17 protein-coding genes are annotated in these 20,563 nt (G+C 72.2%); 1 reads left to right on the top strand and 16 read right to left on the bottom strand.

Annotated elements, in window-relative coordinates; translation table 11 throughout:
• Nucleotides 1–46 precede the first annotated feature (46 nt).
• The 4 genes from AADR41_RS03505 to fmt form a co-directional block, all read right to left on the bottom strand.
• Nucleotides 47–1,063, bottom strand: coding sequence for a sugar-binding transcriptional regulator (locus AADR41_RS03505; RefSeq protein WP_266919297.1), 1,017 nt, complete (start codon nucleotides 1,061–1,063; stop codon nucleotides 47–49).
• A 152-nt stretch (nucleotides 1,064–1,215) separates the two neighbouring features.
• The gene (rpe, locus tag AADR41_RS03500) at nucleotides 1,216–1,899 is read right to left on the bottom strand and encodes a ribulose-phosphate 3-epimerase (RefSeq protein ID WP_342279875.1); all 684 of its coding nucleotides are present in this window, start codon (nucleotides 1,897–1,899) and stop codon (nucleotides 1,216–1,218) included.
• 195 nt (nucleotides 1,900–2,094) lie between these two features.
• Complete coding sequence (locus AADR41_RS03495; RefSeq protein WP_342279874.1) at nucleotides 2,095–3,528, bottom strand: RsmB/NOP family class I SAM-dependent RNA methyltransferase; 1,434 nt, start codon at nucleotides 3,526–3,528, stop codon at nucleotides 2,095–2,097.
• Between the two features lie 71 nt (nucleotides 3,529–3,599).
• Nucleotides 3,600–4,532: a methionyl-tRNA formyltransferase gene (gene fmt / locus AADR41_RS03490; protein WP_342279873.1), complete on the bottom strand. Its 933-nt coding sequence runs from the start codon at nucleotides 4,530–4,532 to the stop codon at nucleotides 3,600–3,602.
• A 229-nt stretch (nucleotides 4,533–4,761) separates the two neighbouring features.
• Here fmt and AADR41_RS03485 point away from each other — a divergent pair, with 229 nt between their 5' ends.
• Nucleotides 4,762–5,304, top strand: coding sequence for a hypothetical protein (locus AADR41_RS03485; protein ID WP_342279872.1), 543 nt, complete (start codon nucleotides 4,762–4,764; stop codon nucleotides 5,302–5,304).
• Between the two features lie 304 nt (nucleotides 5,305–5,608).
• Here the strand turns inward: AADR41_RS03485 and AADR41_RS03480 are convergent, their stop codons facing one another.
• From AADR41_RS03480 to AADR41_RS03425, 12 genes are all read right to left on the bottom strand, one after another.
• A complete protein-coding gene (locus AADR41_RS03480; protein ID WP_342279871.1) occupies nucleotides 5,609–7,753 on the bottom strand; it encodes a primosomal protein N' in 2,145 nt (714 codons plus the stop codon).
• A gap of 127 nt (nucleotides 7,754–7,880) precedes the next feature.
• Entirely contained in the window at nucleotides 7,881–9,089 is a 1,209-nt protein-coding gene (gene metK / locus AADR41_RS03475; RefSeq protein WP_342279870.1) for a methionine adenosyltransferase, read from the bottom strand.
• Between the two features lie 242 nt (nucleotides 9,090–9,331).
• On the bottom strand, nucleotides 9,332–10,534 hold the full coding sequence (gene coaBC / locus AADR41_RS03470; protein ID WP_342279869.1) for a bifunctional phosphopantothenoylcysteine decarboxylase/phosphopantothenate--cysteine ligase CoaBC: 1,203 nt from the start codon (nucleotides 10,532–10,534) through the stop codon (nucleotides 9,332–9,334).
• A 132-nt stretch (nucleotides 10,535–10,666) separates the two neighbouring features.
• Nucleotides 10,667–10,939, bottom strand: a complete 273-nt coding sequence (gene rpoZ / locus AADR41_RS03465) for a DNA-directed RNA polymerase subunit omega (RefSeq protein ID WP_003970369.1) — start codon at nucleotides 10,937–10,939, stop codon at nucleotides 10,667–10,669.
• Nucleotides 10,940–11,028: 89 nt separating this feature from the next.
• The gene (gene gmk, locus AADR41_RS03460) at nucleotides 11,029–11,646 is read right to left on the bottom strand and encodes a guanylate kinase (protein WP_342279868.1); all 618 of its coding nucleotides are present in this window, start codon (nucleotides 11,644–11,646) and stop codon (nucleotides 11,029–11,031) included.
• 38 nt (nucleotides 11,647–11,684) lie between these two features.
• Nucleotides 11,685–12,008, bottom strand: a complete 324-nt coding sequence (locus AADR41_RS03455) for an integration host factor (RefSeq protein WP_014157387.1) — start codon at nucleotides 12,006–12,008, stop codon at nucleotides 11,685–11,687.
• Between the two features lie 244 nt (nucleotides 12,009–12,252).
• The gene (gene pyrF, locus AADR41_RS03450; RefSeq protein WP_342279867.1) at nucleotides 12,253–13,092 is read right to left on the bottom strand and encodes an orotidine-5'-phosphate decarboxylase; all 840 of its coding nucleotides are present in this window, start codon (nucleotides 13,090–13,092) and stop codon (nucleotides 12,253–12,255) included.
• Entirely contained in the window at nucleotides 13,089–14,198 is a 1,110-nt protein-coding gene (locus AADR41_RS03445) for a quinone-dependent dihydroorotate dehydrogenase (protein WP_342279866.1), read from the bottom strand. The genes pyrF and AADR41_RS03445 overlap by 4 nt, the downstream gene beginning before the upstream one ends.
• 63 nt (nucleotides 14,199–14,261) lie before the next feature.
• A complete protein-coding gene (gene carB / locus AADR41_RS03440; protein ID WP_342279865.1) occupies nucleotides 14,262–17,570 on the bottom strand; it encodes a carbamoyl-phosphate synthase large subunit in 3,309 nt (1,102 codons plus the stop codon).
• Nucleotides 17,563–18,705 (bottom strand): glutamine-hydrolyzing carbamoyl-phosphate synthase small subunit, encoded by a 1,143-nt coding sequence (gene carA / locus AADR41_RS03435; protein ID WP_342279864.1) that lies wholly within the window; start codon nucleotides 18,703–18,705, stop codon nucleotides 17,563–17,565. The genes carB and carA overlap by 8 nt, the downstream gene beginning before the upstream one ends.
• Complete coding sequence (locus AADR41_RS03430; RefSeq protein WP_342279863.1) at nucleotides 18,702–19,280, bottom strand: PH-like domain-containing protein; 579 nt, start codon at nucleotides 19,278–19,280, stop codon at nucleotides 18,702–18,704. Before AADR41_RS03430 ends, carA begins: the two co-directional genes overlap by 4 nt.
• Nucleotides 19,277–20,563 carry a dihydroorotase gene (locus tag AADR41_RS03425; RefSeq protein WP_342279862.1) on the bottom strand — a complete coding sequence of 429 codons (1,287 nt, stop codon included), beginning with the start codon at nucleotides 20,561–20,563 and terminating at the stop codon, nucleotides 19,277–19,279. Before AADR41_RS03425 ends, AADR41_RS03430 begins: the two co-directional genes overlap by 4 nt.

Genomic DNA, 20,563 nt, shown 5'->3' with positions numbered 1-20,563 from the left:
GCGCGTGCTGTCCGGGCGGTTCCGTGTACGGCGGCCGTGGGGCCGCTCAGTCGCCGTCCGGGTCGGCCCGCTCCAGCGCCGGGCGCTGCGGTGCCGCCGACTCCGTGAGCAGGTAGTCGGCCGCCGCGGTGTCCGTCACCAGGCTGGTGACCAGCCCGGACCTCAGTACCGCCCCGATCGCCGCGGCCTTGCGCTGGCCGCCCGCGATCGCCACCACCTCGGGGATCCGGCGCAGCCGGTCGGCCTCGACCGTGATGCAGCGCTCCCCCAGGTCGCGGCCGACCCGCCGCCCCTCGGTGTCGAAGAGGTGCGCCGACATCTCCGCCGCGACACCGAGCGAGGCGTAGTGCGCCCGCTCCTCGTCGGTGAGCATGTCGTGGACGGTCGAGATGCCCGGCTCCCAGGAGCCGATGGAGACCGCCGCGACCGTCACCTTGTCGAAGTAGTCGAAGGCACGGGCGATGCCGGTCTGGTGGCGCAGCGCGGCGGCCGTCGCCGGGTCGGGCAGCAGCATCGGCGCGTAGATGGGGTGGGCCTCGCCGCCGGACACCTGGGCGGCCCGCCGGACCGCCTCGACGGAGCCGCGCTCGGCCGTCCCGGCGTCGTACACCCCGGTGAGCTGCACGACCGTGCACGGCGGCAGCCGGTCGAGCGCCGCCGCCATGTGAATGGTGGACCGGCCCCAGGCCAGCCCGAGCACATCGCCCTCGTTCACCAGTTCGCCGAGAAGATCGGCCGCGACCTCGCCCAGGTTCTCCGGGTCCGGTGCGTCGTCCTGCTCCTCGGCCGGGGACTCGACGACCACCGCGTGACGCAGCCCGTAGCGGGCGCGGAGCGCGTCGGAGCGCTCGGCGTCGAGCTCGGCGGGGACGCGGATCTCGATCCGTACGAGGTCGCGCTCAAGGGCCGTCTCCAGGACCCGGGCCACCTTGAAGCGGCTGACGCCGAACTCCTCGGCGATCTGGATCTTCGACTTGCCCTCAAGGTAGAAGCGGCGGGCCATGGCCGCCGCCTGCACCAGCTCCGCGGGCCCCATCCGCAGGGCGGACCTGCCCGCCGACATTGCAGACACCGCGATCTCCTCACTGCTGTTCACACTCTCGATACGCCGTTCATCCTGTCAGATCCGGCGTTCCTTGATCGGTCCCGTCGGACCGAGTTCATCTGTCCTTGGCCGGGCGGACCCGCAATCGGGAGCGGGAGCCGGCCGCGGCGTCAGTGGGCGCACGCCCAGGCCGCCGAGGCGGTGGCCCCGTCGGCCTGGGCGCGCAGGGCCCGCACGGCTTCGGCCGGGTCCGTCGCCCCGTACACCGCCGAACCCGCGACGAAGACGTCCGCCCCGGCCTCGGCGCACCGCTCGATGGTGGACGCGGAGACACCGCCGTCGACCTGGAGCCACAGTTCGAGGCCGTGCTTGGAGATCAGCTCACGGGTGCGGCGGATCTTCGGCAGCATGATGTCCAGGAAGGCCTGGCCGCCGAAACCCGGCTCCACCGTCATGATCAGCAGCATGTCGAGCTCGGGAAGCAGGTCCTCGTACGGCTCGACGGGCGTGGCGGGCTTGAGCGCCATGGAGGCGCGGGCGCCCTTGGCCCGGATCTCCCGCGCCAGCCGTACGGGGGCCGCCGCGGCCTCCGCGTGGAAGGTGACCGAACCCGCGCCGGCCTCGACGTACCGGGGCGCCCAGCGGTCCGGGTCCTCGATCATCAGATGGCAGTCCAGCGGGGTCTCCGTGGCCCGGCTGAGCGACTCGACGATGGGCACGCCGAGGGTCAGATTGGGTACGAAGTGGTTGTCCATCACATCGACGTGGAGCCAGTCGGCGCCTTCGACGGCCTTCGCCTCCTCGGCGAGACGGGCGAAGTCGGCGGACAGGATGCTGGGGTTGATCTGGGCCATGTCCCAAGCCTGCCATGTTCCGCGCCACTTCCCCGCCCCGGTGCGGGCCAAAGCCTCACGGGATCATTACAGTTCGCTCGATCCGGGGCTCCCGGCCGCACGATCCGGGCGTTTCGGTCCCGGGCGGGTGCTCCGGGGGCCCTCGCCGCCGGAGCGTACGGTGCGGTCGCAGGGCCCCGGGGCCCGTCGAAGCGGTCAGGCGGTACGTCGCAGCAGCGCCAGGTACATCGCGTCGGTGCCGTGCAGATGCGGCCACAGCTGGACGTCGGGGCCGTCGCCCAGCGCGGGCACGCCCGGCATCAGCGGGCGGGCGTCCACCCACTCGGCCTCGACGGGCCGGTCGCCGCGCCCCTTGAGCACGTCCTCGACGACCACCCGGGTCTCCGCGAGGTGCGGCGAACAGGTCGCGTAGCCGACGACGCCACCGACCCGCACCGCCTTCAACGCCTCGCGCAGCAGGCCGCGTTGGAGCGGGGCGAAGTTCTCCAGGTCCTCCTTGCGGCGGCGCCAGCGCGCCTCGGGACGGCGGCGCAGGGCGCCGAGACCCGAGCACGGCACGTCCATGAGGACCCGGTCGAAGCTGCCTGGCTGCCACGGCGGGCGGGTGCCGTCGGCGGTGATCACCTGATACGGACCGGGATTGCCGGCCAGCGCGCGTTCGACGAGGCGGGCCCGGTGCGGCTGCTTCTCGGCGGCGAGCAGGGTGGCACCGCGTTCGGCGGCGAGCGCGGCGAGCAGAGCGGCCTTGCCGCCGGGGCCGGCACAGCCGTCGAGCCACCGGCTGTCGCCGCCCTCCACGGGTGCGCCGGCGAGGGCGGCGGCCACCAGCTGGCTGCCCTCGTCCTGGACTCCGGCCCGGCTCTCCTGGACGGCGGTCAGCGCGCCGGGCTCGCCGCCCTCCGCCATCCGTACGGCATACGGGGACCAGCGGCCCGGCAAGCCGTTCTCGTCGCCGAGGGCGGTGAGCAGCTCCTCGGTGGTGGAGCGGCCGGGGCGGGCGACCAGGGTGACCTCGGGCCGCTCGTTGTCGGCTTCGAGCAGGTCCTCGATCCCGGCGCGGCCGCCGCCCAGCGCGTCCCACAGGGCGGAGACGACCCACCGCGGATGCGAGTGCACGACGGCGAGGTGGTCCTCGGCGTCCTCCTCGTACGACGGGGCCACCTTGGCCACCCAGCCGTCGAGGTCGTCCGCGGAGACCTTGCGCAACACCGCGTTGACGAACTTGGCCCGGCCCTCGCCGAGCACCACCCGGGCCAGCTCCACACTGGCGGAGACCGCGGCGTGGGTGGGGATCCGGGTGCCGAGCAGCTGGTGGACGCCCATGTTCAGCACGTCCAGGACCGGCGGGTCGACCTCGCGCAGCGGCCGGTCGATGCAGGCGGCGACGATCGCGTCGTACGTGCCCTGGCGGCGCAGCGTCCCGTAGACCAGCTCGGTCGCCAGCGCCGCGTCCCGGTTGTCGAAGTCGCCCTTGGCACGGGCCTTCTTCAGCAGCGGGGGCAGGACGAGGTTGGCGTACGCGTCCCGTTCGTCGACGGCCCTGAGGGCTTCGAAGGCGAGGAACCGGACGGGGTCCTTCCTGGGGCGGCGATGCGGCTTGGCGGGACGGCGACGCTGCTGGTCGTTCACGTGAAAGGTGCTCCGCTGATGGTGAGGGGGCGAACCCTCCCAGCCTACGTCGCCGTCCCGGCCCCGGCGGCTCAGCTGCCGAGCAGCTCGCCGTGGACGATCCGGACCCCGCGGGCCCAGTCGGCGGCCCGCATCGGCTTCTTGCCCTGGGGCTGGACCCAGAGCAGCTCGACCGCGTGCGATCCGGTGCCCACGTACACGTTGTTCTTGGCCGCCGAAAGCTCGCCGGGCGCCAGGTCGGCGCGGTCCAGCACGGGCACCGCCTGGATCAGCTTCAGCCGCTCCCCCCGGAACAGCGTCCAGGCGCCGGGCGCGGGCGTGCAGCCGCGTACCACGCGGTCGACCCGCAGGGCGGGGACGGACCAGTCGATCCGGGCGTTCTCGACCGTGATCTTCGGCGCGAGGGTGACCCCGTCGGCAGGCTGCGGCACGGCGTGCAGGGTGCCGTCGTCGATGCCGTCCATCGTGGCGACGAGCAGCCCCGCGCCGGCGAACGCCAGCCGGGTGAGCAGGTCACCGCTGGTGTCGGTGGGACGCACCTCCTCGGTCAGCACGCCGTACACCGGGCCGGAGTCGAGCCCCTCCTCGATCAGGAAGGTCGAGGCGCCGGTCACCTCGTCCCCGGCCATGATCGAGTGCTGCACGGGGGCCGCGCCGCGCCAGGCGGGCAGCAGCGAGAAGTGGAGGTTGACCCAGCCCCGGGCGGGCACGGCGAGCGTCTCCTTGGGGAGCAGCGCGCCGTAGGCGACGACCGGGCAGCAGTCCGGGGCGATCTCCCGCAGCCGGGCGAGGAAGTCCTCGTCGCGCGGCCGGGCGGGCTTGAGCACCTCGATGCCGGCCTCCTCGGCGCGTTCGGCGACGGGGCTGGCGACCAGGCGGCGCCCCCGCCCGGCGGGGGCGTCGGGCCGGGTCACCACGGCGGCCACCTCGTGCCGGTCGGAGGCGATCAGGGCGTCCAGGGCGGGTACGGCTACCTCGGGGGTGCCTGCGAAGACGAGCTTCATGGGTGGCTGACTGCCTCTCGGGCCGGAACGTTCGGTGACGAGCAACGCACAAGTCTATGGGCCCCGCGGCCGGGGGGCGTACGCATGGCCGCGCGCCCCTTTGAAGGGCTCACGCGCCCCTGAAGCGTGACCAGATCCACAGCTGAGGCGTTGGTCAAGAGAGATTGACCGAAGCGAGCCGCCCTGGTGCGGCCCGATCCCTTTCAACGCCGGTTCGAGAGGCTTCTTCATGGCCGACCACGCAACCCACGACGCCCAAGCGAGGGCCAGTCTGCACCTGTTGGTGCGGGACATCGAGCGGGTCCGGCGGCAGGTGGACGCGCTGCGCACGCTCACCGCCCAACTGGGCAACGTCTACCGCCCGCGCCGCTCCGGCCCGTCCACGGGCTTCGTCGTCTACGGCAGGGCCCCGGCCCCCACTGTCAGGCTGGCCCAGGAGCTGCGCGACAGCGTCGAGACCCTGGTCACCGCGGCCGTCGACTTCGACCGCTCGCTGGGTTTCTCCTGGGACGCGGTGGGATCCGCGCTCGGGGTCACCAAGCAGGCGGTGCACCGCCGCTACGGCGCACGCCGCAACGCCCGCCGGCCCGGGGCGGCCGAATCCGGCACGGAGACCGCGGTGCCGCGCCCCCTGCCGGGGGCCGCCGGCCCGTCCGCGCTGCCGCCCGTGGTGCCTGCCGCGCGCTCCATGCCGCCGCAGCCGTCGGCGGACCGCCCATCACTCCGCGACGACCTGCGCCCCGGCGTGTTCCCCGGCCCGCGCAACGGCTGACCTACCCCGACTCCGTCCACTGCCCCGCCGCGCCCGCCGCCCGGCGGGGCAGCCGCATGCCGACTCCCGTGCTTCGGGCTCCGGGCTCCGGGCCTCGGGCTTCGGGCTTCGGATCCCCGGTGTCCCGTGCTTCGGGCTCCGTGTTCCGGGCTCCGGATCCCCGGTGTCCCTTGCATTCGACCGGCCCCGGGCGCCGCGCGCTTTGTCGCCTCACCCGGCTCACCCGGCGTCCCCCGGGCCGCCCGCCCGTGCGGGCAGGCCGACGCCCCGGCTCCCGGTCCGGCCTCCCCGGCGCTCCGCCCCGTCACCCGATGTCCGGCGGGTCCACCCTGATCCGGACCTGCTCGCCGCTCCCCCGGGACATCCGGGCCGCCTGCGCGGCCTTCAGCGCGGCCGCCAGCGCCGCCCCACTGCCCGGCGGCACCCTGAGCAGCACCCGCTCCCAGGACTCCCCGTGCGGCGCGTCCCCGGGTCTTCGGGGCCTGCCCGGTCCGGTGGGCGGCACCGGGACCGGGCCCAGCACCTCGGCCTCCGGCGGCAGCTCGGCCGCCGCGAGGAACGCGGCCAGCGCCTCGGGCGTGCCGGTCACCGCGGCCATCCGGGACACCGGCGGGAAGCCCAGCTCGGCCCGCTCCGCCAGCTCACGGCGGGCATGGCCGACCGGATCCCAGCGCACCAGGGCCTGTACGGGCCGCAGCGTCGGCTCGGCGACGACCACCACCGTGCCGCCCTCCGGCTGCCCGCGCACCAGCGAGGCCGCGGCCGTCCAGCGGCGCAGCGCCTCCTCACCGGCCCGCAGGTCGGGGCGGCCGACCATCGCCCAGCCGTCCAGCAGCAGCGCGGCCGCGTAACCGCCCTCGGCCACGGGCTCGGCGCCGGGGGTGCTGACGACCAGCGCGGGCGCGTCCGGCACCGAGTCGAGGATGTGGTCACGGCCGGACGTCCGCACCGGCACGGCCGGGAACGCCCGGCCGAGCTCCTCGGCGGTCCGGCGGGCGCCGACGATCCGGGCCCGCAGCCGGTTGGAGCCGCAGGCGACACAGTGCCAGGCGGTCTCCGCCCGCCCGCACCAGGCGCAGTTCAGATCCTGCTGGTCCGGTGCCTCCAGCGGCCCGGCGCAGTGCCGGCACCGGGCGGGTTCGCGGCAGCGCTCGCAGGCCAGCCTCGGCGCGTATCCCCGGCGTGGTACCTGGACCAGGACGGGGCCGCTGCGCAGCCCGTCCCGTACCGTCTGCCAGGCCAGGCTGGGCAGTCGGGCGGCCCGCGCGGCGCCGTCCCGCGCCAGCTCCCCGTCGCCGACCGTACGGACCAGGGGCGCCGCGATCCGCAGCTGCTCCCGGTCCGCGCGCAGCGGCAGCGCCCAGCCGCTCTCCACCAGCTGGGCGGCCTCCACCGTGCAGTTCGTACCACCGAGCAGGAACGCGCAGCGGCCGTGCGCGGCCCGCAGTTCGAGCACCTCGCGGACGTGCGGGAAGGGGGCGTTGTCGTCGCTGTGGCTGGAGTCCCCGTCGTCCCAGACGGCGACCAGGCCGAGGTCCGCGACCGGGGCGAACATCGCCGCTCTCGTCCCGACGACCGCCCGCACCGAGCCGCGCCGCACGGCGAGCCACTCCCGGTACCGCTTCTCCGGTCCTGAGTCGGCGGTCAGCAGTGCGTGGCGTCCCGCCCCGAGCAGCTCGGTGAGCGCGGCGTCCACCCGCCCGGCGGTGCGGCCGTCGGGAACGACGACGAGGGCGCCGCGCCCGGAGGCGAGGGTCGCGGCCATGGCCCTGGCGATCTCCTGGGGCCAGTGCGGTCCGGGCAGCGCGGTCCACACGGCCCGGGGCGCCCCGCCTCCGGCCAGCGCCCGCAGAAAGGCGGGCCCCTGTGCGTACCGCGCCCAGGTGCCCGCCGGCGGTGCGGGCGGGGGCGGCAGGGGCTCGGGCGAGGGCCTGGACTCGGCCCTGCCGTTGCGGGGCGGGACGGCGAGCTGGAGCACATCGGCGAGACTGCCCGCGTAGCGGTCGGCGACGGCCCGTGAGAGGGCGAGCAGCTCCGGTCCCAGCACCGGTTCGGGCGATACGACATAGGCGAGCGCCGCGAGGGCGCCCGTGTAGTCCGACTCGGCGAGCCGCTCGACGAGGAAGCCGTCGATCAGGCCGCCCCCTTCGCGCCGGCCGCCGCGCACATTGCGCTTCCCGGCCCCGAACCGCACCCGGACCCGCACGCCGGGCTGCGCCTCGGCGTCCAGCTCCTCGGGCACCGCGTAGTCGAAGTACTGGTCGAGATGGAGCACGCCCTTGTTGACCAGCACTCGGGCGACGGGCAGCTCCTTGGCGAGCGCGGCGCCGCGCCAGGTCCGCGGCTTGGCCCGGGGCACCTTGGCCTTCCGCACCGTCTCCCGGATCAGCGCAAGCTGCTCCGGAGCCCCGTCGCCGGGGTCCGCGGATCGCTCGTTGTCGCTGCTCACAGCCAAATTCCTACCAGAGACGACTGACAGCGGCCCCGTCGAGGCGGGGCCGGGGTCCGGACACACCGGGGCCCGGACACCCTGTGCGGTGTCCGGGCCCCGGCGTACGGCTGGAGAGCCTGCCGGCCTACAGCCCGGCCGCCGCGCGCAGCGCGTCCACGCGGTCGGTGCGCTCCCAGGTGAAGTCGGGAAGCTCACGGCCGAAGTGTCCGTAGGCCGCGGTCTGGGCGTAGATCGGACGGAGCAGGTCGAGGTCGCGGATGATCGCGGCCGGGCGGAGGTCGAAGACCTCGCCGATGGCGTGCTCGATCTTCTCCGTGTCGACGGCGGCGGTGCCGAACGTCTCGACGAACAGACCGACCGGCTCGGCCTTGCCGATCGCGTACGCGACCTGCACCTCGCAACGGGCGGCGAGGCCCGCGGCGACGACGTTCTTGGCGACCCAGCGCATGGCGTAGGCGGCCGAGCGGTCCACCTTCGACGGGTCCTTGCCCGAGAAGGCGCCGCCGCCGTGGCGGGCCATGCCGCCGTAGGTGTCGATGATGATCTTGCGGCCGGTCAGGCCGGCGTCGCCCATCGGGCCGCCGATCTCGAAGCGACCGGTCGGGTTGACCAGCAGCCGGTAGCCGTCGGTGTCCAGCTTGATGCCGTCCTCCAGCAGCTGCCCGAGCACGTGCTCGACGACGAACTCGCGGATGTCGGGCGCGAGCAGCGAGTCGAGGTCGATGTCGCTGGCGTGCTGCGAGGAGACGACGACCGTGTCGAGACGAACGGCCTTGTCGCCGTCGTACTCGATGGTGACCTGGGTCTTGCCGTCGGGGCGCAGGTACGGGATCGTCCCGTTCTTGCGGACCTCGGAGAGCCGGCGGGAGAGCCGGTGCGCGAGGTGGATCGGGAGCGGCATGAGCTCGGGCGTCTCGTCGCAGGCGTAGCCGAACATCAGGCCCTGGTCGCCGGCGCCCTGCTTGTCGAGCTCGTCCTCATCGCCCTCGACCCGCTTCTCGTACGCGGTGTCGACGCCCTGCGCGATGTCGGGAGACTGCGCCCCGATGGACACCGAGACACCGCAGGAGGCGCCGTCGAAGCCCTTCTTCGAGGAGTCGTAGCCGATCTCCAGGACCTTGTTGCGTACGAGGGTCGGGATGTCGGCGTAGGCCTTGGTCGTGACCTCACCCGCAACATGCACCAGACCGGTGGTGATCAAGGTCTCGACGGCGACGCGGGACCGGGGGTCCTCGCGGAGCAGTGCGTCGAGAATGGTGTCGCTGATCTGGTCAGCGATCTTGTCGGGGTGACCCTCGGTGACGGATTCCGAGGTGAAGAGACGGCGGGACACATCGCTCCCTGGGGTTGCAGCGGCTGCTGGCTGATCATTTGGCGGACGGCCGGGAGCTGCGCCCGGCACGGTCCGGGACCAGTTTATCCGTCGCTTCCGTCCGGCGGACAACGTGTCTCGCCCTTTGGTAGTTCTGTGACCTGCGGCACGGCCCCGCGGAGCGGGTCGATTCCTCTCGGGCGATGCCATTTACGCCCATATCCCAAGGGTTTCGGCCCGGCCACGGGCACGTCACAGGAAATTCATCCGAGACGTGACGACACGAGATCCCAGACCGTGTCGGCGAGCGCTTCCTTGGGACCGTACGGCACCTGGGTCTCGCCGCCGTCGGCGGCGAGCACCACGGCCTCGTTCTCCTCCGAGCCGAAGGTCCGGCGCTCCCCCACCTCGTTGACCACGAGGAGGTCGCAGCCCTTGCGGCGGAGCTTCTCCCGGCCGTTGGCGAGGACGTCGTCGGTCTCGGCGGCGAAACCCACCACGATCTGCTCCGGCCGGGCGCGCTCGCCGGCCACCTCGGCGAGGATGTCCGGATTGCGCACCAGCGTGATGGGCGCGGGCTCCTGACCGTCCTTCTTCTTGATCTTCCCCGTCGCGTACTCGGCGGGCCGGAAGTCGGCGACCGCCGCCGCCATCACGACCACGTCGGCGTCCGCGGCGGCCTTCAGCACGGCCTCGCGGAGCTGTACGGCGGTCCCCGCGTGCAGGACGTCGGCGCCTGCCGGGTCGGGCAGGCCGGTGTTGGCCTCGACGAGGGTGACCCGGGCGCCGCGGGCGACCGCGGTGCGGGCCAGGGCGTAGCCCTGCTTGCCGGAGGAGCGGTTGCCGAGGTAGCGCACCGGGTCGAGCGGTTCGCGCGTACCGCCCGCGCTGATCACCACATGGCGGCCGGCCAGGTCGGGTTCGACGGGACCGCGGGCCAGTACCCGGCGGCAGACCTCGAAGATCTCCCCGGGGTCGGGCAGCCGGCCCTTGCCCGTGTCGACGCCGGTCAGCCGGCCGACGGCGGGCTCGATGACGACGGCACCGCGGCGGCGCAGCGTGGCGACGTTCTCCCGGGTGGCGGGGTGCTCCCACATCTCGGTGTGCATGGCGGGCGCGAAGACGACCGGACAGCGTGCGGTGAGCAGCGTGTTGGTGAGCAGGTCGTCGGCGAGGCCGTGGGCCGCCTTCGCGAGCATGTCGGCGGTGGCGGGGGCGACGACCACCAGGTCGGCGTCCTGCCCGATCCTGACGTGCGGCACCTCGTGGACGTCGTTCCAGACCTCGGTGGAGACCGGGTGGCCGGAGAGCGCGGACCAGGTGGCCGCCCCCACGAAGTGCAGCGAGGACTCGGTCGGTACGACGCGCACGTCGTGACCGGACTCGGTGAGCCGGCGCAGCAGTTCGCACGCCTTGTACGCGGCGATGCCTCCGCTGACCCCCAGAACGACCTTCGGCTTGTCCACTGCGTCTCCCCGCACTCGGATACGAACACCCCCATGCTGCCTCACCGCGGCCGGTCCGACGCTGTCGCCCCGGACACACCTCAGGCCCGGCGGTCGCGGCCGCCGGGCCTGAGGTGAAGGTGCCGTTCCTGCTTACTGCGCGGGGCCCTCGATGGCCTCGGAGGTGAGCAGGCCCGCGTTGATCTCGCGGAGCGCGATCGAGAGCGGCTTCTCGTGCACGTGGGTGTCGACGAGCGGACCGACGTACTCCAGGAGACCCTCGCCGAGCTGCGAGTAGTACGCGTTGATCTGGCGCGCGCGCTTGGCGGCGTAGATCACGAGGCTGTACTTCGAGTCGGTGGCCTCAAGGAGCTCATCAATCGGCGGGTTGATGATGCCCTCGGGCGTGGTGATGGAAGAGGACACTCTCTGCCTTCCGAAGGGGGTAAAGATCAAAGAAATCTTTGACGGTGCGGAGATCTGCGGTGGCGTGCTTACCGGCTTCGGCGACTTCGTCAGTCGCTGTCGGCACGGTGGCCGGAAACCTCCAGCATCAAGGCTAGCAGCTCACGGGCCACGTCCTCGACGGAGGTGTTGACCAGCGTCGTGTCGAACTCTGCCTCGGCGGCCAGTTCGATCCTGGCGGCGGCGAGCCGGCGCTCGATGACCTCGGGCGCCTCGGTCCCGCGGCCGGTGAGCCGGCGGACCAGCTCCTCCCAGCTCGGCGGGGCCAGGAAGACCAGCTGTGCGTCCGACATGGACTGCCGGACCAGCCGGGCGCCCTGGAGGTCGATCTCCAGCAGCACCGGCTCACCCGCCTCCAGGCGGTCGAGCACGGCGCGGCGGGGCGTGCCGTAGCGGTTGCCCGCGAATTCGGCCCACTCAAGCAGCTCGCCGTTGGCGATCAGCTTGTCGAACTCCTCGTTGTCCACGAAGAAGTAGTGGACACCGTTGCGCTCGCCGGGGCGCGGCTTGCGGGTCGTCGCCGACACCGAGAGCCAGACCTCGGGGTGGACCTTGCGCATATGAGCGACGACCGTGCTCTTGCCGACCCCGGAGGGGCCGGAGAGCACGGTCAGCCGCGGACGTACGTCCGGGGGTACGGGGGACGTCCCCCGGGATGTTGCAGCCATGGAGCGATTATCCAGGTTCTCAGGAGTGCCTGAGAACGTCAGGCGGCGCTGCCGCCGAACTCACGCTCCAGGGATGCGATCTGGTTGGAGCCGAGACCCCGGACCCGGCGGCTCTCGGAGATGCCGAGCCGCTCCATGATCTGCTTGGCGCGGACCTTGCCCACGCCCGGCAGGGACTCCAGAAGGGCGGAGACCTTCATCTTGCCGATGACGTCGTTCTCCTGGCCCTGCTTGATGACCTCGTGGAGGGAGGCGCCGGAGTGCTTGAGTCGATTCTTGACCTCGGCCCGCTCCCGGCGAGCCGCGGCGGCCTTTTCGAGCGCGGCTGCGCGCTGTTCAGGGGTAAGGGGCGGAAGAGCCACGCCTACGTCACCTCGGATGTCGATCTGTCGGATACGGACCGGTGAGGAAGCTGAGCGCTCCACACCAGGTGAGCGACGGACAACTTGTGTACGTCGGCTCTCGACGGAGACTAGCGGCCAAGGCCGCCGGAGTCAGCGAGAACCAACGAAAAGTCCTGGTCAGCCTTGGCCGACCAGGACATTTCTGGCATAACAACCGAGTTTTTTGGTCAGGAAAGAGTCAACACCCGGTTACGTGGCATGGTCAGCTACCCGCCACGGCCGCCCGGATCTCGTCCGTGAGCCGTTCGGCGGCCTCCCGGAGCCCCGTCGTGTCGGGCCCCTGGCTCAGCACTCCGCGGCTCACGCTGGGCACCACATTGCCGACCGAGGCGCCGAAGACGCCGGGCAGATCCGCGGGCGTCGCGCCCTGCGCGCCGATCCCGGGAGCGAGCAGCGGGCCGTTGATCGCCAGGTTCGCCCCGGCGTCCCCGAGGGTGGCTCCGACCACCGCGCCGACGGAGCCGAGCGGGGTCATCCCCTCGTTCTCGGCGGCCATGTGGTCGAGCATGAGCTGGGCCAGCGAGCGGCCGTCGGCGGTGGTGGCGCGCTGCACCTCGGCGCCCTCCGGGTTGGAGGTGAGGGCCAGCACGAAGACGCCCGAGCCGGAGAGGACCGCCGCGTCGAGCGCCGGGCGCAGCGAGCCGAAGCCGAGGTACGGCGAGACGGTGACCGCGTCCGAGAACAGCGGCGAGTCCTTCTCCAGGTAGGTCGCCGCGTAGGCGCCCATGGTGGAGCCGATGTCGCCGCGCTTGGCGTCCATCAGCACCAGCGCGCCGGCCGCCCGCGCCTCCTGGACCGCCTTCTCCAGGACGGCGATGCCGCGCGAGCCGAAGCGCTCGAAGAACGCGGACTGCGGCTTGAGCACGGCGACCCGGTCGGCCAGTGCCTCCACGACGGTGCGCGTGAAGCGTTCGAGCCCGGCGACGTCGTCGTTCAGGCCCCAGGCGGTGAGCAGCGAGGCGTGCGGGTCGATGCCGACGCACAGCGGGCCGCGGGTGTCCATGGCGCGGCGCAGGCGCGCGCCGAACGGTTCGGGGCTCATGCGGTGGCCTTCCTGGTCTCTGCGCCGACGGCCTCGGCGAGGGTGGCGTACGGGGAGGCGGCCAGGCGCGCGGCCAGGCCCTTGTGGATCGCTCGGGCGTAGAACGGGCCCTCGTAGATGAAGGCGCTGTAGCCCTGGACGAGCGTGGCACCGGCCAGAATCCGCTGCCAGGCGTCCTCGGCGTTCTCGATGCCCCCGACGCCGACCAGGGTGATCCGGTCGCCGACCCGGGCGTAGAGGCGGCTCAGCACCTCCAGGGAGCGCGCCTTGAGGGGGGCGCCGGAGAGCCCGCCGGTCTCCTGGACCAGGGACGGCGAGGACTTCAGGCCGAGGCCGCTGCGGGCGATGGTGGTGTTGGTGGCGATGATGCCGTCCAGACCCAGTTCGACGGCGAGGTCGGCGACCGCGTCGACGTCCTCGTCCGCGAGGTCCGGGGCGATCTTGACGAGCAGCGGGACCCGGCGTCCGGTGACGGTCCGGTCGGCCGCCTCGCGCACGGCGCTGAGCAGGGGCCGCAGCGCCTCGGTGGCCTGGAGGTTGCGCAGCCCCGGGGTGTTGGGCGAGGAGACGTTCACGACGAGGTAGTCGGCGTGGGCGGCGAGCCGCTCGGTGGACTTCACGTAGTCGCCGACCGCTTCGGCCTCCGGCACGACCTTCGTCTTGCCGATGTTGACGCCGACCGTGGTCCGAAAGACCGGCCGGCGGGCGGCGAGGCGGGCGGCGACGGCGGCCGAGCCCTCGTTGTTGAAGCCCATGCGGTTGATCAGCGCGCGGTCCGCGACGAGGCGGAAGAGGCGCTTGCGCGGGTTGCCGGGCTGCGGCTCGCCGGTGACCGTGCCGATCTCGATGTGGTCGAAGCCGAGCATCGACATGCCGTCGATCGCGACGGCGTTCTTGTCGAAGCCGGCGGCGAGGCCGAACGGGCCGTGCATCCGCAGGCCGAGGGCCTCGGTGCGCAGCTCCTCGTACCGGGGGGCGAGCGCGGCGGCGACGAAGGTACGCAGCACGGGGATCCGGGCGGCGAGGCGGATCCACCGGAAGGCCAGGTGGTGGGCCTGCTCCGGGTCCATCCGTTTGAAGACCAGGCGGAAGAAGAACTTGTACATCGGGGTGTCCTCGGTGTCCTCACGGAGAGGGGGACACCGTTTCCGGTGTCCCCCTGTCGGCTGCTAGTCGCGGGCCGCGGTCAGATGCTCGGCGTGTTCCTGGAGGGAACTGACGCCGACGCTCCCGTGGGTGAGCGCGTCGATGCCCTGGACGGCGGCGGCGAGCGCCTGGACCGTCGTCAGGCACGGCACGGACCGGGCCACGGCCGCGGTACGGATCTCGTAGCCGTCGAGCCGGCCGCCCGTTCCGTACGGCGTGTTGACGATGAGGTCGACCTCGCCGTCGTGGATCAGCTGGACGATGGTCTTCTCGCCCTGCGGGCCCACGCCCTCGGACTGCTTGCGCACGACGCGGGCGTTTATGCCGTTGCGCTTGAGGACCTCGGCGGTGCCGGAGGTGGCGAGCAGCTCGAAGCCGTGCGCGACGAGTTCGCGCGCCGGGAAGATCATCGAGCGCTTGTCCCGGTTGGCGACCGAGATGAAGGCGCGGCCCTTGGTGGGCAGTGGGCCGTACGCGCCGGCCTGCGACTTGGCGTACGCCGTGCCGAAGACCGAGTCGATGCCCATGACCTCACCGGTGGAGCGCATCTCCGGGCCGAGGACGGTGTCGACACCGCGGCCGTGGATGTCGCGGAAGCGCGACCACGGCATCACGGCCTCCTTGACGGAGATCGGCGCGTCCAGCGGCAGGGTGCCGCCGTCGCCGTGGGCCGGGAGCAGGCCCTCCGCGCGCAGCTCGGCGACGGTCGCGCCCAGCGAGATGCGGGCGGCGGCCTTGGCGAGCGGGACCGCGGTCGCCTTCGAGGTGAAGGGGACGGTGCGGGAGGCGCGCGGGTTGGCCTCCAGGACGTAGAGGATGTCGCCGGAGAGCGCGAACTGGATGTTGATCAGTCCGCGGACGCCGACGCCCTTGGCGATGCCCTCGGTGGAGGCCCGCAGCCGCTTGATGTCGTAGCCGCCGAGGGTGATCGGGGGCAGCGCGCAGGCGGAGTCGCCGGAGTGGATGCCGGCCTCCTCGATGTGCTCCATGACGCCGCCGAGGTAGAGCTCGGTGCCGTCGTAGAGCGCGTCGACGTCGATCTCGATGGCGTCGTCGAGGAAGCGGTCGACCAGGACCGGCCGGGTGGGGCTGATCTCGGTGGACTCGGCGATGTACGAGGAGAGCCGCATCTCGTCGTACACGATCTCCATGCCGCGGCCGCCGAGCACGTAGCTGGGGCGGACGAGGACGGGGTAGCCGATCTCGTCGGCGATGGCCTTGGCCTCGTCGAAGGTGGTGGCCGTGCCGTGCTTCGGGGCGGGGAGCCCGGCCTCGGCCAGCACGCGGCCGAAGGCGCCGCGGTCCTCGGCGGCGTGGATGGCCTCCGGGGACGTGCCGACGACCGGCACGCCGTTGTCCTTGAGCGCCTGCGACAGACCCAGCGGGGTCTGGCCGCCGAGCTGCACGATGACACCGGCGACCGGTCCGGCGAGGGTCTCCGCGTGCACGATCTCCAGCACGTCCTCAAGCGTCAGCGGCTCGAAGTACAGGCGGTCGGAGGTGTCGTAGTCGGTGGAGACCGTCTCCGGGTTGCAGTTGACCATCACGGTCTCGTAGCCCGCGTCGCTCAGCGCGAAGGAGGCGTGGACGCAGGAGTAGTCGAACTCGATGCCCTGGCCGATGCGGTTGGGGCCGGAGCCGAGGATGATCACCGCGGGCCTGGTGCGGGACGCGACCTCGTTCTCCTCGTCGTAGGAGGAGTAGAAGTACGGCGTCTTCGCGGCGAACTCGGCGGCGCAGGTGTCGACCGTCTTGTAGACCGGGCGGATGCCCAGCGCGTGCCGCACCTCGCGCACCACGTCCTCGCGCAGGCTGCGGATCTCGGCGATCTGCGCGTCGGAGAAGCCGTGCCGCTTGGCCTCGGCGAGCAGCTCGGGGCCCAGCTCGTCGGCGGCGGCGAGCTCGTCGGCGATCTCCTTGATCAGGAAGAGCTGGTCGACGAACCAGGGGTCGATCCTCGTGGCGTCGAAGACCTCTTCCTGGGTGGCGCCGGCCCTGATCGCCTGCATGACGGTGTTGATCCGGCCGTCGGTCGGGCGGACCGCCTCGGCCAGCAGCTCGGCCTTGTCGCCGGGCTCGCCGACGAAGGAGAACTGCGAGCCCTTCTTCTCCAGCGAGCGGAGCGCCTTCTGGAGCGCCTCGGTGAAGTTCCGGCCGATGGCCATGGCCTCGCCCACCGACTTCATGGTGGTGGTGAGGGAGGAGTCGGCGGAGGGGAACTTCTCGAAGGCGAAGCGGGGGGCCTTGACGACGACGTAGTCGAGGGTCGGCTCGAAGGAGGCCGGGGTCTTCTCGGTGATGTCGTTGGGGATCTCGTCGAGCGTGTAGCCGACTGCCAGCTTGGCGGCGATCTTGGCGATGGGGAAGCCGGTGGCCTTCGAGGCGAGCGCCGAGGAGCGGGAGACGCGCGGGTTCATCTCGATCACGATGACCCGGCCGTCGGTCGGGTCGATGGCGAACTGGATGTTGCAGCCGCCGGTGTCGACGCCGACCTCGCGGATGATCGCGATGCCGACGTCGCGCAGCCGCTGGTACTCGCGGTCGGTGAGCGTCATCGCCGGGGCGACGGTGATCGAGTCACCGGTGTGGACGCCCATCGGGTCGAAGTTCTCGATGGAGCAGACGACCACGACGTTGTCGTTCTTGTCGCGCATCAGCTCCAGCTCGTACTCCTTCCAGCCGAGGATGGACTCCTCCAGGAGCACCTCGGTGGTCGGCGAGAGCGTGAGGCCCTGTCCGGCGATGCGGCGCAGCTCGTCCTCGTCGTGGGCGAAGCCGGAGCCGGCGCCGCCCATGGTGAAGGAGGGGCGGACGACGACGGGGTAGCCGCCGAGCGTCTCGACGCCCGCGAGGACGTCGTCCATGGAGTGGCAGATGACCGAGCGGGCGGACTCGCCGTAGCCGATCTTCGCCTTGACGGCCTCGACGACGCCCTTGAAGAGGTCGCGGTCCTCGCCCTTGTTGATGGCCTCGACGTTGGCGCCGATGAGCTCGACGCCGTACTTCTCCAGGACACCGTTCTCGTGCATGGAGATCGCGGTGTTGAGCGCGGTCTGGCCGCCCAGGGTGGGAAGCAGCGCGTCGGGGCGCTCCTTGGCGATGATCTTCTCGACGAACTCGGGGGTGATCGGCTCGACGTACGTGGCGTCGGCGATCTCCGGGTCGGTCATGATCGTCGCCGGGTTGGAGTTCACCAGGATGACGCGCAGGCCCTCGGCCTTGAGTACGCGGCATGCCTGGGTGCCGGAGTAGTCGAACTCGGCGGCCTGGCCGATGACGATCGGGCCGGAGCCGATGACCAGGACGGACTGGATATCGGAGCGCTTAGGCACGCTGGCCCTCCATCAGGGAGACGAAACGGTCGAAGAGGTACGCGGCGTCGTGCGGGCCGGCGGCTGCTTCGGGGTGGTACTGGACGCTGAAGGCGGGCTGGTCGAGGAGCTGGAGTCCCTCGACGACCTGGTCGTTCAGGCAGACGTGGGAGACCTCGGCGCGGCCGAACTCCGTGTCGGACACCTTGTCGAGCGGGGCGTCGACGGCGAAGCCGTGGTTGTGCGCGGTGACCTCGACCTTGCCGGTCGTGCGGTCCTGCACGGGCTGGTTGATGCCGCGGTGGCCGTACTTCAGCTTGTAGGTGCCGAAGCCGAGCGCGCGGCCCAGGATCTGGTTGCCGAAGCAGATGCCGAAGAGCGGGGTCTTCCGCTCCAGGACGCCCTGCATGACGGAGACCGGGTGGTCGGCGGTGGCCGGGTCGCCGGGGCCGTTGGAGAAGAACACGCCGTCGGGCTCGACGGCGTACACCTCCTCCAGGGTGGCGGTCGCGGGCAGTACGTGCACCTCGATGCCGCGCTCGGCCATCCGGTGCGGGGTCATGCCCTTGATGCCGAGGTCGATCGCGGCGACGGTGAACTTCTTGGTGCCGATCGCGGGGACGACGTACGTTTCCTTGGTCGCGACCTCGGCACAGAGGTCGGCGCCGACCATCTCGGGGGCCCGCAGGACCCGGGCCAGCAGCGTGGCCTCGTCGGCGAGCGCGTCACCGGAGAAGATGCCGACGCGCATGGCGCCCCGCTCGCGCAGGTGGCGGGTGAGCGCGCGGGTGTCGACACCGCTGATGCCGACGACGCCCTGGCGCTCCAGCTCCTCGTCGAGCGAGCGCTGCGAGCGCCAGTTGGAGGGCACCCGGGCGGGGTCGCGGACGACGTAGCCGGAGACCCAGATCCGTCCGGACTCGGGGTCCTCGTCGTTCACCCCGGTGTTCCCGACGTGCGGGGCGGTCATCACGACGACCTGGCGGTGGTACGAGGGGTCGGTCAGCGTCTCCTGGTAGCCGGTCATGCCGGTGGAGAAAACCGCCTCGCCGAAGGTCTCCCCCACGGCCCCGTAGGCGCGGCCGCGGAAGGCGCGGCCGTCCTCCAGGACGAGTACGGCGGGAGCTTTGGCGGCTCCCCGGGTGGAGATCGTCATCGTGCGGTGCCTTCCGTAGTGCTGGTGAGTTGGTTGATGGCCTCGACCCACGCCGGGTGCTCGGCGGAGTGGTCGGAGCGGAATCCGGAGTCGATCAGCTTGTCGCCGTGCGCCCAGGTGATGATCAGCAGGCCGCCCTCGGGGAGGACCTTGCCGGCGATGCCCTTGTCGAGCCGGGCCTCGCGCAGGGCGGCGGCCGGCACGAAGAAGTCGGCGGCGCCGGGCCGTACGACGTCGAGGCCCTGTTCGGTCAGGGTGAGCTCGACGCGGCTGCGGGTGCCGAGACCGTGGGCGACGATCCGGTCCAGCCACTGTCCGGCGGTGGTCGAGGCGTGGTAGCGGCCGCTCAGCGTGAGCAGCTTCTCGCCGTCCGCGTACCCCTGCGGGGTGGCGGCGAGCTCGGGCAGGTCGGACTGGAGGCTGCCCCGCCACTTCCATCCCTGGCGCATCAGCCAGTAGACGAAGGCGATCAGGACGATCAGTCCGACGACCCAGCTGATCCGGGCGGACCAGTCGGTCACCTCGGCCGACTTCCGGTCGGCGGCGAGCTGGTACAGAGGGATGAGTGATGTCACGCGAGCTTCCCGTCGACGACCGTGGCACGGCCCCGCAGGAAGGTGTGGGTGACTCGGCCCGGCAGCTCGCGCCCCTCGTACGGAGTGTTGCGGCTGCGGGAGGCGAAGCCCGCGGGGTCCACGACACCACGGTAAGCCGGATCGACCAGGGTGAGGTTGGCGGGTTCACCGGCCGAGACGGGCCGGCCGTGTCCGTCGAGCCGTCCGATGGCCGCCGGGCGGAACGACATCCGGTCGGCGACACCCGCCCAGTCGATCAGGCCGGTCTCGACCATCGTCTGCTGGACGACGGAGAGCGCGGTCTCCAGGCCCACCATGCCCATGGCGGCGGCGGCCCACTCGCAGTCCTTGTCCTCGTGCGGGTGCGGGGCGTGGTCGGTGGCGACGCAGTCGATGGTGCCGTCGGCGAGCGCCTCGCGCAGGGCCATGACGTCGGCCTCGGTGCGCAGCGGCGGGTTCACCTTGTAGACCGGGTTGTAGGACCGTACGAGCTCGTCGGTGAGGAGCAGGTGGTGCGGGGTGACCTCGGCGGTGACGTTCCAGCCCTTGGACTTGGCCCAGCGGACGATCTCGACGGAGCCGGCCGTCGACAGGTGGCAGATGTGCACCCGGGAGCCGACGTGGGCGGCGAGCAGCACGTCGCGGGCGATGATCGACTCCTCGGCGACGGCGGGCCAGCCGCCGAGACCGAGTTCGGCGGAGACGACGCCCTCGTTCATCTGGGCGCCCTCGGTGAGTCGGGGCTCCTGGGCGTGCTGGGCGACGACGCCGTCGAAGGCCTTCACGTACTCCAGCGCGCGGCGCATGATCACCGCGTCGTCGACGCACTTGCCGTCGTCGGAGAAGACCTTCACCCCGGCGGCCGAATCGTGCATGGCGCCGAGTTCGGCGAGCTTCTTGCCCTCCAGGCCGACGGTGACGGCGCCGATCGGCTGCACGTCGCAGTAGCCGGACTCCTTGCCGAGCCGCCAGACCTGCTCGACGACGCCGGCGGTGTCGGCGACCGGGAAGGTGTTGGCCATGGCGTGGACGGCGGTGAAGCCGCCGACGGCCGCGGCCTTGGTTCCGGTGAGGACGGTCTCGGAGTCCTCGCGGCCGGGCTCGCGCAGGTGGGTGTGGAGGTCGACCAGGCCGGGCAGCAGGATCTGGCCCCCGGCCTCGACGACGGTCGCGTCGGCGGCCTCGATACCGGTGCCGACCTCGGCGATGGTCTCGCCGTCGATCAGGACGTCCTGGGGTTCGCCGCCGAGGACCTTCGCGCCGCGGATAAGGATCTTGCTCAT

It is taken from the genome of Streptomyces sp. CLV115 (assembly GCF_038448545.1).
GTDB lineage: Bacteria > Actinomycetota > Actinomycetes > Streptomycetales > Streptomycetaceae > Streptomyces > Streptomyces sanglieri.
This window is presented reverse-complemented; position numbering and strand designations above follow the sequence as displayed.